This window comes from Prevotella sp. P5-50 (genome assembly GCF_002251295.1).
GTDB lineage: Bacteria > Bacteroidota > Bacteroidia > Bacteroidales > Bacteroidaceae > Prevotella.
Genome location: NZ_NPJA01000016.1, coordinates 17,469 through 33,618, shown reverse-complemented (window position 1 = coordinate 33,618; position 16,150 = coordinate 17,469). Strand labels below are relative to the sequence as shown.

At 36.6% G+C, this 16,150-nt stretch carries 14 protein-coding genes; all 14 read left to right on the top strand.

What is annotated here, in order from left to right:
• Nucleotides 1–8: 8 nt before the first annotated feature.
• The 14 genes from CIK88_RS03560 to CIK88_RS03495 all read left to right on the top strand — a co-directional run bounded on the left by CIK88_RS03560 (nt 9) and on the right by CIK88_RS03495 (nt 16,144).
• Nucleotides 9–539 (top strand): hypothetical protein, encoded by a 531-nt coding sequence (locus CIK88_RS03560; RefSeq protein WP_094434547.1) that lies wholly within the window; start codon nt 9–11, stop codon nt 537–539.
• A 34-nt stretch (nt 540–573) separates the two neighbouring features.
• Nucleotides 574–738 (top strand): hypothetical protein, encoded by a 165-nt coding sequence (locus CIK88_RS03555; protein ID WP_254046839.1) that lies wholly within the window; start codon nt 574–576, stop codon nt 736–738.
• Between the two features lie 128 nt (nt 739–866).
• Nucleotides 867–4,880, top strand: a complete 4,014-nt coding sequence (locus CIK88_RS03550; RefSeq protein WP_094434545.1) for a sacsin N-terminal ATP-binding-like domain-containing protein — start codon at nt 867–869, stop codon at nt 4,878–4,880.
• Between the two features lie 2 nt (nt 4,881–4,882).
• Nucleotides 4,883–6,649: an AAA domain-containing protein gene (locus tag CIK88_RS03545; protein WP_094434543.1), complete on the top strand. Its 1,767-nt coding sequence runs from the start codon at nt 4,883–4,885 to the stop codon at nt 6,647–6,649.
• A gap of 138 nt (nt 6,650–6,787) precedes the next feature.
• Nucleotides 6,788–7,015 carry a helix-turn-helix transcriptional regulator gene (locus CIK88_RS03540; RefSeq protein ID WP_094434541.1) on the top strand — a complete coding sequence of 76 codons (228 nt, stop codon included), beginning with the start codon at nt 6,788–6,790 and terminating at the stop codon, nt 7,013–7,015.
• A complete protein-coding gene (locus CIK88_RS03535) occupies nt 7,002–8,207 on the top strand; it encodes a nucleotide sugar dehydrogenase (RefSeq protein WP_094434539.1) in 1,206 nt (401 codons plus the stop codon). The genes CIK88_RS03540 and CIK88_RS03535 overlap by 14 nt, the downstream gene beginning before the upstream one ends.
• 1 nt (nt 8,208) lies before the next feature.
• The gene (locus CIK88_RS03530; protein ID WP_094434537.1) at nt 8,209–9,192 is read left to right on the top strand and encodes a radical SAM protein; all 984 of its coding nucleotides are present in this window, start codon (nt 8,209–8,211) and stop codon (nt 9,190–9,192) included.
• Between the two features lies 1 nt (nt 9,193).
• The gene (locus CIK88_RS03525) at nt 9,194–10,030 is read left to right on the top strand and encodes a radical SAM/SPASM domain-containing protein (RefSeq protein WP_094434535.1); all 837 of its coding nucleotides are present in this window, start codon (nt 9,194–9,196) and stop codon (nt 10,028–10,030) included.
• A gap of 2 nt (nt 10,031–10,032) precedes the next feature.
• Nucleotides 10,033–11,148 (top strand): radical SAM protein, encoded by a 1,116-nt coding sequence (locus CIK88_RS03520; protein ID WP_094434533.1) that lies wholly within the window; start codon nt 10,033–10,035, stop codon nt 11,146–11,148.
• A complete protein-coding gene (locus CIK88_RS03515; RefSeq protein ID WP_254046838.1) occupies nt 11,145–12,023 on the top strand; it encodes a radical SAM protein in 879 nt (292 codons plus the stop codon). Before CIK88_RS03520 ends, CIK88_RS03515 begins: the two co-directional genes overlap by 4 nt.
• Entirely contained in the window at nt 11,999–12,631 is a 633-nt protein-coding gene (locus tag CIK88_RS03510) for an rRNA adenine N-6-methyltransferase family protein (protein WP_094434531.1), read from the top strand. Before CIK88_RS03515 ends, CIK88_RS03510 begins: the two co-directional genes overlap by 25 nt.
• Entirely contained in the window at nt 12,628–14,394 is a 1,767-nt protein-coding gene (locus CIK88_RS03505; RefSeq protein ID WP_094434529.1) for a polysaccharide deacetylase family protein, read from the top strand. The genes CIK88_RS03510 and CIK88_RS03505 overlap by 4 nt, the downstream gene beginning before the upstream one ends.
• Entirely contained in the window at nt 14,391–15,431 is a 1,041-nt protein-coding gene (locus CIK88_RS03500; protein ID WP_254046837.1) for a glycosyltransferase, read from the top strand. The genes CIK88_RS03505 and CIK88_RS03500 overlap by 4 nt, the downstream gene beginning before the upstream one ends.
• Nucleotides 15,428–16,144: a metallophosphoesterase gene (locus CIK88_RS03495; protein ID WP_094434525.1), complete on the top strand. Its 717-nt coding sequence runs from the start codon at nt 15,428–15,430 to the stop codon at nt 16,142–16,144. Before CIK88_RS03500 ends, CIK88_RS03495 begins: the two co-directional genes overlap by 4 nt.
• Nucleotides 16,145–16,150: the final 6 nt, after the last annotated feature.

Genomic DNA, 16,150 nt, shown 5'->3' with positions numbered 1-16,150 from the left:
CATAGGATATGATTGAAGATTTCAACATCAACACTTTCAGACAGAAAGTAAAAGATTACTTCGCTAATGAAGAGCCTTATGAAGCTATTGCACTCGTGGAAGACGAACTGGATGACATCGTATGCAATATTTTCAAAGAGTCCAAAGAAGATTTAGACACAGCTATGAAAGGCAACGCCAAGATTCTTTATAAAAAGAACGGTGGCATTGTAATTCTAACTGACGAAGGAGAAAAACTCTTCATGTATGACTACTCTTACAAAGGCTCAAACAAAGAAATAGGAACTCGTATTCAGTGCGGAAAATTTAAGATGACAAAAAGAGGACGCATCTGTATTGACGCTCAAGAGTGTCTTAGTTTGAATGAATTGAAATATAAGATGTTTATGTATATCGATGAGCAAGACATGATTAAGGCATCGAGTGCAGCATGGGCAATATACAAGGACGCAAGTCCTGAGAATAGAGATAAAATGAAGTTTTGCATTCACAGTCTGAGAAACTATATGAAACGTACCAGACTGGACATTGCTTGCTAAAACAGATTATTCAACAACTAAAAACAAATAGTATATGAGAAATTACGACGATTACGAGGAAGAGTATGACTACTTCGAGGAAGAGCGTACTTATGAGAATTACAATGGTAGTTACGCACAAGATGTTGAGGGTTGGAGTGACCAGGATATTGACGATGTCTTTGATGGTGATCCTGATGCATATTGGAATATTGACTGATAAAAAATTGTAAATCTTACATATTTTGGATCCAAATCACTTCCATGTCATAGAATTTTATTAAATTTGCATCTAACATTAATAAATTACTTTTAGAGATTATAAATCTTAAATTAAAATAAATATATATGGCTGAAATCATGAATAAAATATCTGCGCCAAGCGTTACGAAAGACGCTACAGAGAAGCTACTTCGAAAGATGTATATTAGCAACGTTGCAAAACGTTTGCGTGAATTAAACGCGCCAAGTGACGTTGACAGAAAGCGTTGGGTATGGGAGCTTATCCAGAACGCAAAAGACACAATCGTTGGTGACCCTACACGTCAAGAGATCAATGTCCGTATTGAAATAGAAGGCGATACAGTTAAGTTCCGTCATGACGGAAACCCATTTACAGCCGACGCACGCTTTGGTCTTCTATACAAATATAGCGAAGACAAGGAAAATCAAGAAAGTACAGGACGCTTTGGTACTGGTTTCTTGACAACACATTGTTTGTCAAAGGTAGTTACGATAGAAAGTAACATGTACAGCAACGACGAGCGCACCAAGCAATGCGGTTTTAGCGTAACTATGTACCGTGATGGCCAGATTGAGAAAGAACTTCTTGAAGGTCTTGATAAGATGCAAGCCTCAGAGGAGTATTACCAAGAGACTTTTGACTGGACAACATTCACATACCATGTATCTACTGAATCAGGAAGAAGAGCTATACGATTGGGAATTGAAAACTTTCATGACAACATAGCCCAGACCATGCTTTTCTGTAAGGAATTAGCCTCTATTGAACTCAATGACAACGGTAAGGTTACCAGCATTGTAAGAAAACCTATCGTAGAACTTGGCTCTGGAGTAAAACTCGCCGAATTTGAAATTAATGGTGAGACGACAAATGTAAGGCGTTTCTTGTTTGCCTCTTCTTCTGAGCACAACGATCAGCTTTCAGTAAGATATAGAGCAGAAAGAAGCATTCGCATAGATGCTGCTGTAGAGATCGACGAGAACAATAACATTCTTGATCATGGTGGTAAGACTTCACACTATTGTGTACTTCCATTGGTAGGTATAGAAAGTCAGTTGGACGAACCTATCATTGTTAACAGCCCAGATTTCGAACCAGACAGTGAGCGTCAAAGCCTCCTTCTAGTTGGTCAAGACTGGAACGATGAAACCAACAATATTACAGAGACAGGTATCAATAAACTTATATATGAGAAAATCTTCCCTCTCTATGAAAGTCTGGTCGAATATGTTAGCTCAAACCAGTACGGACATCTTTATCTTCTGGCTAATGGTTTGAAGAAGGCCAAGGAACATGATAAGCTTGATGCAAAATGGTACACTGACAATGTAATAAAGAAGTACAGAGAAATACTGCTGAAATATCCAGTAGTAGAGCCTTATTCTGGCACCAACAATATGTTGCTTACAGACTGTATTGTTGTCAAGGAAGCTAAGGTTGAAAACGAAAATGCAGTATTCATTTTGATTTCCCAGCTTTATCCTTCAAAGTTGGTAAAAAACAACCATGAGTGGGCTCAGTACGTATGGAAAGAAGGTCTTAATTCCTGGAATACAGAAGATTTGTGCAAAGATGTTGCTAACAAATCTAATTGGAACAATATCAGTGTAATTAATGAAACTACACTAACAGAATGGTACAACAAGTTCCTCGGTCATGTTTACACTTACAACGAGTTGTATTTGAAAGAGCATGCTCTTCTCCCAAACATGAACGGAGAACTGCTGAAAAAGGATGCCACAGACTTCAAGCAGGGTGAACATGTAACGTCATTTATCATTGAGCTTCTCAACAAGATGGGCAAAGACGTTAAGCCAATACTCCTGCATCATGACATAACTTCAGTAAGCCTGGAGTCAAAATATACAAGTCAAAGCTTTAGCGCAGACTTAAATAAGTTAGCAAAATCGATAATTGACAATGGTTCTGTGGTTTCAAAGTTGGATCACCTCCTCCCGCTCCTATCGGTAATTCCTTCTGACATCGAAAAGTACGGAGCAAACTTCATAGAGCAACGCCAGAGATTTTTTGATATTGCTAAGAGTTTGTTTGTCTTACCAAATGCAATCTCCACAACGGATAACAGTCTCTTGGATGGTTCCTGGAAAGAACTGGACATCTGGTTTGTTACTCATGTGTTAAATTGCCTTAAGAGCAAGGGGGCATTATCTGAACTTCCTAACGGACTTGGAGCCAAATGGCTTAACGACGCTCTCCAGTCACTGAAAGTTGAAGTAAATAGACTTAATATCTATGAGGTTCTTCCTAATCAGTACGGAAAGTTCTGCAAACAGAATACACTTTTCGAGGATATTAACATTCCTGAGGAATTGAAAGACGATGTCTTCGGAGATATATCTTTGAAGTATAAAGATCTTTTGCTTCATTCAGAAATAGATGCAGCTGCTTTCTCTGTTACGCAGAAGAAGACTATATCAGATTTCGCACGTGACCTAAAGAACAAAGTTGAACCAACAACAAGTTCTTCTTGGGGGAACTACTTTAATGGTTCTTACCACCGATATTCTCAAAATGCCATCGAAAAGGTATCTTTGTATGTCTTGAGTCTTTTGCCTCAGAATAAGGATTTAGACTTGTATATGTGGCAAGAGAAGTTGTTGAATACTTCGAGAGAATTGTTGGCCGGTACTGAGATTCCTGCAAGTTCATACATCAATTATGAATCTAAGGATCTTTGGCAAGACATAAACTTTATAATTGTTAGCTTGTTAAGCAACAAGATTAAGAGTGCTGAGACAATCGAAGTTCTTACTAATAATCTTAATAACTGTGGTGAAATCCATCTGTTTGAACTTCTTAACTCGTTCTATGACTTCTTGAAACAGGCAAACATATCTTATACAGCTCCTAAAATATTCCCAAACCAGGAAGGCATATTCTGTACTATCGGCGAACTTAAGAAGGAAGAAGGTACTATTGATGATATTTTGAAGAACATCATTTCTCGTATTGTGTCAGAAAACGAGGATTACCGCCATCTACTAATGGATAAGCGATGCTCCATTCAACCTCAATCAGAGCTAACTCTAGATAGTGCTTATGCATTGATTGATGAGAAGATGCATGAGCTCTATGAAAATCCGAACAAGTGGGTTGAACAAAACTTCATTGAAGCTGCGCAGATGCTTATTGAAGATTGGGGTGACAAACATAAGGGAACATTTGAAGATAAATTCCCTCGTACATTCCCTGACAAGGAGAAGATTCTGATGAATGTTGTCTGGAAGAAAGAGAAGCGAGAACTTATGATGACTGTAAGTAACAAACTTACTGAAGACCAGCTAAGACTCGTTATTGAGAATAGTGCCCAGATTGGCGAACTCACTTCAAAAGTAAAAGAACTCGAAGATGAGAATGAGGTTCTTCGCAGTCAGCTTGCGGCTATGGGTATCTGCAACGAGCCTAAGGTTGAAGATATTGAAGCAGATGATTATAACGTTGATAATCTTAGTGACATAATCGTTCCTGTAGAGATGGACACTGTGACCTCCGATGGACAGCACCATACAATTACTGTAGCAGAGCCACAATATGCAGGTCTATCAGCAGAAGAAATGCGCGAGTACTTAATCCAGGCAAAGACAGACGTGATGTTATATCTCAAAGATAAGGGATATACCTTTACAAAAGGAATTTGTGAAGATGCATGGTGTAACATATATGGAGTCTTTGATCCTCAGGGACATGAGGTACCTATTGTAGTTCATAGCTACAAGTCAAGAAGACGTGCTTTCTCATTGAACACGTCTGATTGGGAAGAATTAGCAAAGGACAAATCTATGCTTTGGGTTGTTACTCACGATGGTCCTCAGTGTGTACCATTCTATGCTTTGCCACGTGACACAAATACCATTGCAATCACATTTAGTCCTGAGAATATGCAGTACAAAAATCGCTGTATTGCTTTGGCAGAAACTCTTCGTTATTTCAAGGGGCTACACTTCAACTTTGGTACAGCTATAGGCAACAATAAGACACCTGAGCCATTCAACAATCCTTCTGAAGAGATGAAACTGGCGATGAGAGATCTTCATGATCTGCCAGCACAATCAGGAAATCTTCCACAAGTAGGTGCTAACGAGCAATCTATTCTCTAAAGATGAATATTGATAGAAATAAACATTGGCAATTCCTCGAAGATGAGCTTAAAGCAGAAACCGAGGAATTTAACAAGAAATTCATGACCACAGCTATCTCCTTGCTTCAGAATAGCGAGGAGATGTATGTGGCGCAGTTCATAACTTTCAAGGATGGGGAAATGATCATGAAATTTCCCAATACAAGATCTCTTCCACGTAAAGGCGAGTTTCTTGTAAGTATGGTACTCCCTCCTACTCTACAAAACTATCATAATTGGGGAGATAAGACATATCGTGATCTATACAAAGAAAGGTATAATTCAACTGAATGTGTCTGTATATGGCATTCTCCAACATCAGACAAGAATTTCTCGTTAGTTGGGTTCAGCAAAGTAAGCCTTGATTTTGCAGAATATATAAAAGATACCCCTGGTATTATTTTAACTTTTGCGCCACAACGTCCTCCAATTGACTACGTCATGAATCTTCAAAGGGTCGTTGAAGACAAATTTAGCCCGGGGATTTCCAGTGTGCTTGATGCCAACTATTCTCATCAAGAATGGGAACCTATTCTGATAAAACAAGATAATGTGTCAAATTTTGTATATACTCAGTTGAATCTGACTGACACAATGATACTTCAAGGACCTCCTGGAACAGGTAAAACCTATATGATAGCAGAACTCTGTGCAAGACTCTGCGCAGAGGGGAAATCCGTACTTGTGACTGCACTTACAAATAGAGCCTTGATGGAGATTGCAGAGAAGCCTGCAGTACAAAATCTGTTGAAAGAAAGAAGAATTTTAAAAACTAATATCACTACTGATGAGCATAAAGAAGTTCCTCTTCTTGAACCTATAAAGCATCTTGCTCCTATCCCTTCTGCTCTTGTACTATCGACATATTACATTACAAGCGGATTTGCCGCTGACTTATCCATAGAACAACCTTTTGATTATGTTATTATGGATGAAGCAAGCCAAGCTTTACTTGCGATGTTTGGTGCATGTCGGAAAATGGGTAAGAAGAATTTATGGGTAGGCGACGTTCACCAGTTGTCACCAATAGTGTCATTGAACGGTGATAGGATCAAGTTCTGTGGGTATCAAAATATGATTGATGGTCTTCAACTTTTAGCAGACAATAGCACGTCACCTATTTACCAGCTCACAAAAACCTATCGATTTGGGCAACGTTCCGCTGACTATACAGGTTATTTCTATAATGGTACTCTTATTGCCAATGAATCGAATAATTATAATGATCTGCCGTCTTTGAATAATATATTGAGCGAAAAAGGTGGTCCCACTCTCATTCTTACAGATATGCCTTCAGGTGATTACATGCCACAGTTTGCAACAACGCTTGCGGCATATATCGTTGGTAGTATTTTAAATGACAATAAGAAGAAGGATTTGGCTGTACTCACATGTATGAGAAATACAACTCGCGCACTTCAGAAATCAATCATTCAAAATGTTGGTTCCCATTCGAATGTATTAGTTGATACTGTTGCAAGAATCCAGGGGTTGACAACAGACATCACAATATTCTTTGTTCCAAATACTTCTTATAACAGAACACTTGAACCACATTTATTTAATGTGGCAACAAGTCGTGCAAGAGAGCATACCATCATTATTGCAGATAAGAACTTTCATGAATATCCTACAATCAAGCCACTAGTCCGAAGATATTTGGAGAAGCTGAAAGAGGAAAAGTCAATATACATTTCATCAAAGAAGGATGAAAGAGACAGGATTGGACAAACTTTTCTTCTGGAATGACTGAAAAATATCCATATAATGACGGCTACATTAGTATCTAAATGTATTAATTAAGACTATTTGTGAATTATTTAGGCAAATTATTCTTTTATTTCCTGATAAATTATTAAATTTGCATCAAACATTAATAAATTAATCATGGATAATTCAAAGAACCTCAATCGAATTAAGGCTGTATTGGCAGATGCAGGACAAACAAACAAATGGCTCGCGGAGCAATTAGGTAAAGATCCTGTGACAGTTAGCAAGTGGTGTACAAACACAACTCAGCCAGATTTACAGACGCTTGATAAGATTTCAGATTTGCTAAATGTAGATATTCGTGAACTGTTAGTAAGCAAGAATAGAACAAATGGATTTAGATAATGTAAAACTATCTATAGTTGGATTGGGCTATGTTGGCTATCCTCTGTTCAAACTATTTTCAAAGCAATTTGATTGTATTGGTATAGACAATAATATCAAAGTCATTCAAAGGTTTCAGGAAAACGAGTCTGAACAGGGGGCTTTTTGCAATAGTCTATATACTACAGACTATGTAGATATTGCTAACTGCAACATCCACATAGTAACAGTTCCAACTCCTATTGATAGGTTTAATAATCCTGATATTACAATGCTTAAGGACGTATGTGTTAATCTTGCTACGTCGATGAAGCCCGGTTGTATCATCATTTTTGAATCTACTGTTGCACCAGGAACAACAGATGAAATCTGCATCCCTTTACTTGAACAGTACTCAGGATTAAAAATTAATGCTGATTTTCATGTAGGATATTCACCTGAACGAGTTAATGTAGGGGATATTCATCACAACACTGCCAATACATCCAAGATTATATCTGCATCCTCTGATTATGCATTGAATGTGATGTACATTTTGTATTCTGCAATCATTGATGCCCCTATAATCAAGGCTACATCTATAAAAGTAGCAGAAGCAGCAAAGATGTACGAGAATGTGCAACGCGATGTTCTTATTGCATTGGCAAATGAATATTCGAACTATTGTCATTCAGAAGGTATTGACATAAAAGAAGTAACTGCATGTGCTGCTACAAAATGGAACTTTTCAAATGCGTTGCCTGGACTAGTTGGTGGACACTGTATTGGAGTTGATCCCTACTACGTCATTGATAGAGCACAGCAAAATGGATTAAATTTACCCTTGATAAGAACAGCCAGAGAGGTAAATGAGCAATCTGTGATAAAGTCGGCATATCGTTTTATCCACCGTGTCAACAATAATCTTGGCAATACAAAATCACTAAGCCTTCTTGTCTTAGGTTTTTCCTACAAGCAAGACATTGGTGACATTAGAAACACCAAGATTGCAAAATTCATTGAGCTCGTCACACCAGAGTTCTCACAGGTAAATTGTTTCGACCCATTAGTTGATAAACAAGCAGCTAAACAAGAATACGATATTGATGTTCTTACATCCTTAGATGAGTTAAAGCCATCATACAATGTAACCATCAAGATGCATAACCATACTTGCTTTGCTGCCCTGAGTGTTAATTCCGAACAATTCTATTCATTAGATCAATTCCTGTAATATGATAAGACTTCCAAAAATACATGAAGTATCAATAGACTTCTCTACACTTTGCCAATTACGCTGTGTTGAATGTTCCACATCTAAGGGAATCACTCACAAGGGTATAGTTGGCAAAGGACAGTTAAAGTATTCAGACTTTCTGAAATTTGTGGAAACTAATCCACAAATCAAAAGAATGGAAATGTCAAACTGGGGAGAGATTTTCTTGAACCCCGAGATAGCACAAATAATAAAGTGTGCATACGAGCATGGTGTAACTTTGTATTGCGGAAATGGAACAAATTTCAACCATATTGATGAATTGACATTAGAATTCCTTGTGAAATATAAGGTTGAGTTTCTAAACCTGTCTATTGATGGTGCTTCACAAGAAACATACGCTAAGTATAGGATTAATGGCCAACTTGAAAAGGTTCTTAAAAACATAGAACGACTAAACCATTACAAGAAGCAGTATGGAAGCGATTACCCAAAACTGTCCTGGCAGTTCATTATCTTTGGTCATAACGAACATGAGATACCAAAAGTAAAAGAACTATGTAAGAAATATAATATGGCTTTTAATCCGAAACTGAATTACTCAGACTTCTCTCCTGTGAAAGACAAAGAGTTCGTCAGAAGAGAAAGTGGTCTTGGTGTTGCAGACAGGAAAGAGTATAAGGAAAAGTATCAAAAGGAGTACAAAGCACCCTGCTATCATTGTTTCGACAGTCCACAAATAAACTGGAATGGGGATATTCTGGGCTGTAGCGTTAACAAATGGAAAACTCTCGGAAATGCTTTCGATAAATCTATCGCACAATGGGAAGAAGGTGACATTTACAGGAAGCTAATAGACGTTCTTTTTGAAGGACGTGAATGTACAGAGGAACTTCCTTGTTTCCACTGTCCAAATTATAAGAAAATCAAGGAAAAGCCACTCACACAAGAGGGATTTGATAAATATATATCCTATGTGCCACCTGCTTTAAGAAAGGAATAAAATGATTCAACAAGTTGGAAATAAAAATATACGAAAGGATTTGGATCACAAATCTGACCAAAGCTTCCTCATAAAGTTCTATAAGGAGAATGGTTGTTTTCCACAATTCAAACAAGTTCTTATAGAGACAAGAACTGACTGCAACAACCATTGTCCTTTCTGTCCACATGCTTTCAACAAAAAAGAGTTAGGTATAATGGACTGGAATACTTATTGCAAAATCATAGATGAATTGTGTGCTATTGGCTATAACGGAAGGGTTGCATTAATGCTATCTAATGAGCCCCTGCTTGAAGATCGCCTGGTTGATATGATACGCTATGCTAAGAATAAGTCACAACGCCTTTTCATGGATATAACTACTAATGGTAGGCTGTTAACTGTTGAAATGGTGGACCAGTTGTTTGCAAATGGATTAGACAATATAAATGTCAATGACTATCGAGGTGATAGAGAAAAAAATCCATATAAACTTTCAGGTAAACTTCAAGAAATATATGAGGCTTACAACAATAATCCCAAAATCACATTTCAATATAGAAGTTTGAATGAACAACTTCCGAATTATGGAGGGAATATACCACAAGAAGAATCTAATGAAGATTTGGGATTCTGCAATTTTCCTTTCAGAAAGCTTGTGTTCTCCTATAAAGGAGATATTCTTCTCTGTTGTAGTGATTTTATGTATGCCACAAATTTTGGAAATATACATGAAAGATCTATAATAGAATGCTGGAATGATAGTTCATTTGATAAAATTAGACTATCGCTACTTGAAGGTAAGCGTATATCACTATGTTCAAAATGTAATGATTACCAAGATTATAACACGTTCTAAATATGGTTTTGAATAAGGAACAATTTGATGCATTTGCTATGGAAATTGCAACATTCGGCAATATACCTATCCTGAGTAAGTATTGCGGAATAGGATGTGTATTCTGTAAAGTGCATACCGATTCATACCTGGGTCAATACCCTAAGATACCAATGATAGATGAAGAAGATCTCATAAAGGGATTTGATTACATATCGCCTGACGTAAACTATGTAAGACTTGGAGCTGGTGTTCTTGTTGCACCACATACAGATCCATTCCTTCATCCAAAGATATACGATTTTATCAAAATGGCATCTGATCGTTTCCCAACGAAAAAGATTTCTACAGTTACTACTGGAGCATATATAGACATAGACAAACTTGATTATCTAAATAGTATTCCTAACTATGGTATTGATTTGTCTTTGATCACCATGCAAGAGCAACGAGAATCAATCATCCCTCGTTCGGAAAGAGAAAGGACTTTACGCTTATTGAAATATGCACCATTAAACAAGTGTACTCTTATGTTTACAGGTAATCTGGATGAAATGAAAAAGGATTTGGAATTGCTCCATGAGCTTGGTGTACACAAAAGAGTCAGACAAATCCTTGTGAGACGCATGGAACATACAGATACCTCTCAACCACGATTAAAACAATTATCGACCGCATGTATCAACGGTTATGAGGAATGCATAACATGGGTAAAAGAACATTATCCTAATGTCATTTTTACAGTTCCTATATTAAAGGATGTATTTAGAGGAGGAAATAATGAGTACTTTATCGAAGCAGAGGAACGCATTGCAAAGCAGAAACTATTCATAAAGGAATTGCCTGAAGAATGCTTCGTAAATCTCATATCGCCATTATCAGGTTATGATTATTTCCGAAAAGCGTATAAGAACTTCCCAAATGTAAAAGTGAACCTTATTCTTAATCATCTGTATGGTGGTTCGGTATCTGTAGCCGGTCTATTGAACCATGCTGATATTAAGGAACAATTCCATCCTGAAAGAAATGATGTCATGATAATGCCTCACGAAATGTACAATTCTGACGATGTTGATATTCAGGGTGAACCAAGAATTGAATTAGAAAAATATTATAATGCTCGTGTTGTTGCCATATGATGAAAGAACATGATTTCTGGAACAAGCTAAGAATACTTGTTACCAACAAATGCAATTATCGCTGCCCTTTCTGTCATAATGAAGGACAAGATAAAGATAATAGTGCAGATGTAATGAAGTTAACAGACTTTATCAGTTTTGTTGACTTTATGAAAGATCAGCCTATTTCCGAGCTTCACTTCAGTGGTGGCGAGCCTTTCCTAAACCACGAAATTGTCGATATGATTGAATATGCCGATAAAAATACAACATGGGGTATAGGCTGCGCGACTAATCTTTCAAGACTAACAGATGAACAGATACATCGTTTAGCAAATACACGTGTGAAATTCAACATCCAGTTCCCATATGCGGATAAGGACGATTTTCACAAGAGTACTGGTACGGGATCTTATTCCCATATAATAGAACAAATTACGAAAGTCAAGAAAGCAGGTATTCGTATAGGTCTAAACAGTGTCGTTCAGTCAGATGATATGAAACATATCCAGAATCTGATAAACTTTGCCATTAAATATCAACTTCCGCTTAAGCTACTTCCGCAAATCGGGTTAGATGGCAGTGACAAGTTTAAAGAACTAATCTATCCTTTGCTCAAAGAAACATCTATAGAAGTAAAAGATAAGGGAACAGGAGCTCTAAGATGGATAATAGAAAAAGAAGATAAACAAACCGTTGTATTGTACATCGATTCACCGTGCTTTGACAAAGATATTACAGAGTGTCGTGAATTTGGTGAACTCAGGGTTCATCCAGATTTTACCCTTCAGCCTTGCATTCTAAGATCATCAAATGTACGACTGAACTTGCAGGAAGGAAAAGAAAAGGCAATTGAACAGATGACTTGTTTATGGAACGACTTCAAACATTGTTAGCAGAATATATATCAGCGCACAATACTTATTTCAGTAGGCATGAATGGACAAAAGCATTTGCTACGCTTCCCTACCCTCTTTATTGGAATAAAGTATATGATATTGCAAAAACACTTTCCAATTCAAAGACTGTGCTGGAGATTGGTGCAGGTTTTGGATTTGTATCGTCAATATTTGCATATCATGGCTTTAAGCAAATTATAGCATTTGAACGCGACTCTGAGATATGTAAGATTGGAAATGAGCTGTTGACAGAAATATTTGGAATAAGTTCCTGTATTAGATCTGAGCTATACGGAATGCAGAATATTAAAACAGACATACTCGTTCTTGTAAACTGTTCATATGCTGACAACTGCAAAAACAAACAAGAATATATGTCAAAATTGGTCTCATATTACGAAAAGGCTGAATATCCTGATTTATACATTTTAGAAGTCATTGACAGCAGTTATTCAGAAAAAGATGATTGCTTTCCTGAATTTATAAGATTGTCTCGACACGATATAGAGCAGATGTTTCCAAACTGCATAATATCCTCATGGCCAACATACCAATATCCAATTAATAAAAAAAGTAAAACTTTATATCTTATAGAGAAATCATGAAGATACTAATAGTCACATCAGAATATGGCGAGAATGGAGGTGGATTGTCATTCGCTTGTACCAGACTCAATGATATATTAGGCAGTAAGTTAGGACATGATGTTACAGTAGTATCGTCATGCGATAATACTATACAAACTGCGAAAGGTGGATATAATCCTACACTAAGCACTAAGATTTCATCCGAATATAGGTTGAAAACTCATCTTCAAAAATTTCTTGAAAATCGTTATGAGCTTATAATTGCCTTTGGTGGCAGTTTTAATGGATATTATGCTAACATCCTTGCAAAACGCCTGCGTTTGCCTTTATATCTGATGCTTCGTGGAACAGATATTAACATGGCAAAATGGGATTGCCAAGAATCTTTTTATTTAAGAGAGGCTGGTCTGTATGCATCAAGAATAATATGTTTGTCCTCAGAAATGGTTAGCAACGTGTTAGAGTTATTGCCATCTGTTTCAAATATATGTAGTGTCATTCCCAATGCAATAGAACCGATAAGTTCCAAAATTAATCTTCCTGTTCATACAGAAAAGTTGGTAATAGGTTGTACTGCGTCACATATTAATGAGAAGAAAGGTATCGCAAACTTACTATATGTTGTAGAGGCATTTAAAGATATTTCTAATATCAACATGACACTTCATGTAATTGGCGATATTGACAATGACTTACTTCATAATTATCAGAAAATAGCAAAAGAACTGTCAATTAGCGATAATGTTATATTTGATAAATACATGAGCCGACAGGACTGCATTGCAATTCAAAAAACATGGAATTACTACATACAAGGGTCTGTATGCGAAGGGTTCTGTAATTCTGTCGGAGAATGTATTTCAGCAGGAATACCTGTGTTTATCTCAAATACAGGATTCATAAGCGAAATACTGAAGGATCGTTTTCCACAGTTTGTATTCGATAGCTTTGAGCCACACAAGATTGCATCACAGCTTAATGACTTGATAAACTTAGCTAACAAGGAGAATATGTATAATCAGGCTTACTCTCTGATTTACGAAAAATGTGACATACCAACTGTTACCAACATGTGGAAGCAGCTACTATCTGAAAAGAAAGAATATACAAGACCATCTAAAAGAAAGGGCAGTATATTAACAGTTGCATTACATGAGATTTTGGGTTCCGAACATGATCCAATTACTACGCCTGAAAGTGTATTTATAGACTTTATTGAACGTATCAACAATAATGGATATGGCATTTGTTCATTTAAGGATTATCTGAAGAAACCAACTAATGAGAAAGACAAATGGATTGTTTGTACTTTCGATGATGGTTATGCAAGTCTTGTTGAGATAGTATTACCGATTTTGAACCAAAAAGGGTTTACTGCAACAGTCTTTGTCAATTCAGATTTAATAGGAAAGGATAATTCTTGGAATTGGAAAGATACGCAAAGACGCAAGCATCTTAACGAGGATGGAATAAAAAAACTATTTGATAGCGGTTGGGAAATTGGAGCACATGGACATACACATAGAAATCTGCTTCAACTAACAGAAAAAGAGTTAGATTATGAGTTCTCGCAGTCATCTCAAATTCTAAGTTCATTAGTAGGAATAGTATCAACTTATGCTTATCCTTATGGAGCAAGCAGTCCATTTGTACGAAAGATCTGCAATAAGTATTACGACTATGGCTTTGCCCTTCATGAGGGAGGAACAGAGTTGTCAGTTGATAAAATGATGATACGTCGCTATTCTCTTGATGATATATATAAAATCTTGTCATTATGAATGTATTAGGCATATTACGTGGTTTCCCTGGATTGGGAAGAGTTGTTTCGGGTACAGCAATACTTGAAACACTAAGAGATGAATATAATTGTAACATAGAAATAATTTCATATCTACAAGGGCAGAATTTCCTTGAAAAGCGTGGACATGTCAAAGAATGCGATGTGACTCCATTAGATTATTGCTCAATAGGCTTATTGCCTACGAATAAGATGGGTGCATACATTCATCAAAGAATCAAAAAATTTCACCCAGATATTGTAATTATTGACGGAGAACCTTTTATCCTACATTCATTGCGCATATCATATCCTAATCTAAAGATTGTTTCTTTGTTGAATCCTTCAGATGTTGATAATCCGCAAAATGATGTCGAAGCAATGGATTTCTTCACTTCTATGTATAGTTTGTCAAACCTTGCTATCGTCCATGGATTAAGAGGTGTTGAAACAGATAAATACAAGTCAATTATCTCCATAAACACAATTCTACGTAAGGAAATTCTCAATATAAAGAATGTGCCGACACCAAACATATACTGTGTGTTAGGAGGCGGAACTGTAAATGTTGGAGCACAATTCGCTGAATCTACAATACAAATGGCTAAACTTTGTGTTGAAGCCGCATCATATCTTAAAGACTATACAATGCATATAATATGTTCAAGCGATAATATATACAAGAAATTATCAAGTGGCGTTCCTACAAACGTCCAATTACATAAGGAAATAATAGATTCTGAAGAGTATTATTCTAAAGCCTGTCTTGTAATTACAAGATCAGGAAGAAATACCCTGAGTGAGTTGGCATATTTGGGTATTCCTGCGATTTCTTTTGTTTCCGGATGTTCATATAGAAAAGCCGAACAGGAACAAAATCTAAAAAGCCTTAATGCCACGAATATATGTTCCGCAGAAATCGATATTTCAGCTAAAGATTTTGCGGATTTATGCATCAAACAGCAATCGTATCGCCAAGAATGCCCCAAATTTATAATAGGAAACTTAACAGCCGTTAGTGAAATATTGAGCTTATGAAGATAATACACATGTCTGACCTTCATATCACCGAGTATGGCTCTGAGATATGGGAAACTGATACTAAGTCTCATTTCGACAGAGCAATAGATCAAATATCCCAAATGGATGATATAGATTGTATTATTGTTACAGGTGATTTGTCAAATGACGGTTCGCAATGGTCATATTCATACATTGACAATGCATTCAAAAGTATTGGCATTCCTACTATTTGTTGCCCAGGTAATCATGACAACATAGTAAACTTTAAAAAAATGAATTATTGTTCATTCAAACAGATAGTTCATATAAATGGGTGGAAGCTTCTTAATCTGGATTCGACAATACCAAACATGGGGCGTGGACGGTTAAACTCCGAAACACTTGATTACATTGATAATGAATTGTCAAAAGATAATGCACCTACTATTATCGCATTTCATCATCCTTCTGTTGAACCAGGGGGATGGTTAGATAGGAAGTTGTTAGAAGATAGAGACTCTTTCAATCAGTACATAACACAAAAAAACAATGTCAAGTTAGTATTATACGGTCATAGTCATTATGCCATCTCACACAAGATAGGTGCTACTATATTTTCATCTGCTCCATCAATTGGTTTTGCATTTAATAAAGAATTACCAAAATTTCAAATAGCGAAAGGTGAGGAAGGCTTTAATATAATCGAAATAGAAGGTGAATGTATCTCAATAAAAACAATAAGAATATAAAATAAG

Excerpts from the sequence above, each read along its gene's own strand:
- CIK88_RS03560 (WP_094434547.1), top strand. The coding sequence starts at position 9 with ATGATTGAAGATTTCAACATCAACACTTTCAGACAGAAAGTAAAAGAT.
- CIK88_RS03555 (WP_254046839.1), top strand. The coding sequence starts at position 574 with ATGAGAAATTACGACGATTACGAGGAAGAGTATGACTACTTCGAGGAA.
- CIK88_RS03550 (WP_094434545.1), top strand. The coding sequence starts at position 867 with ATGGCTGAAATCATGAATAAAATATCTGCGCCAAGCGTTACGAAAGAC.
- CIK88_RS03545 (WP_094434543.1), top strand. The coding sequence starts at position 4,883 with ATGAATATTGATAGAAATAAACATTGGCAATTCCTCGAAGATGAGCTT.
- CIK88_RS03540 (WP_094434541.1), top strand. The coding sequence starts at position 6,788 with ATGGATAATTCAAAGAACCTCAATCGAATTAAGGCTGTATTGGCAGAT.
- CIK88_RS03535 (WP_094434539.1), top strand. The coding sequence starts at position 7,002 with ATGGATTTAGATAATGTAAAACTATCTATAGTTGGATTGGGCTATGTT.
- CIK88_RS03530 (WP_094434537.1), top strand. The coding sequence starts at position 8,209 with ATGATAAGACTTCCAAAAATACATGAAGTATCAATAGACTTCTCTACA.
- CIK88_RS03525 (WP_094434535.1), top strand. The coding sequence starts at position 9,194 with ATGATTCAACAAGTTGGAAATAAAAATATACGAAAGGATTTGGATCAC.
- CIK88_RS03520 (WP_094434533.1), top strand. The coding sequence starts at position 10,033 with ATGGTTTTGAATAAGGAACAATTTGATGCATTTGCTATGGAAATTGCA.
- CIK88_RS03515 (WP_254046838.1), top strand. The coding sequence starts at position 11,145 with ATGATGAAAGAACATGATTTCTGGAACAAGCTAAGAATACTTGTTACC.
- CIK88_RS03510 (WP_094434531.1), top strand. The coding sequence starts at position 11,999 with ATGGAACGACTTCAAACATTGTTAGCAGAATATATATCAGCGCACAAT.
- CIK88_RS03505 (WP_094434529.1), top strand. The coding sequence starts at position 12,628 with ATGAAGATACTAATAGTCACATCAGAATATGGCGAGAATGGAGGTGGA.
- CIK88_RS03500 (WP_254046837.1), top strand. The coding sequence starts at position 14,391 with ATGAATGTATTAGGCATATTACGTGGTTTCCCTGGATTGGGAAGAGTT.
- CIK88_RS03495 (WP_094434525.1), top strand. The coding sequence starts at position 15,428 with ATGAAGATAATACACATGTCTGACCTTCATATCACCGAGTATGGCTCT.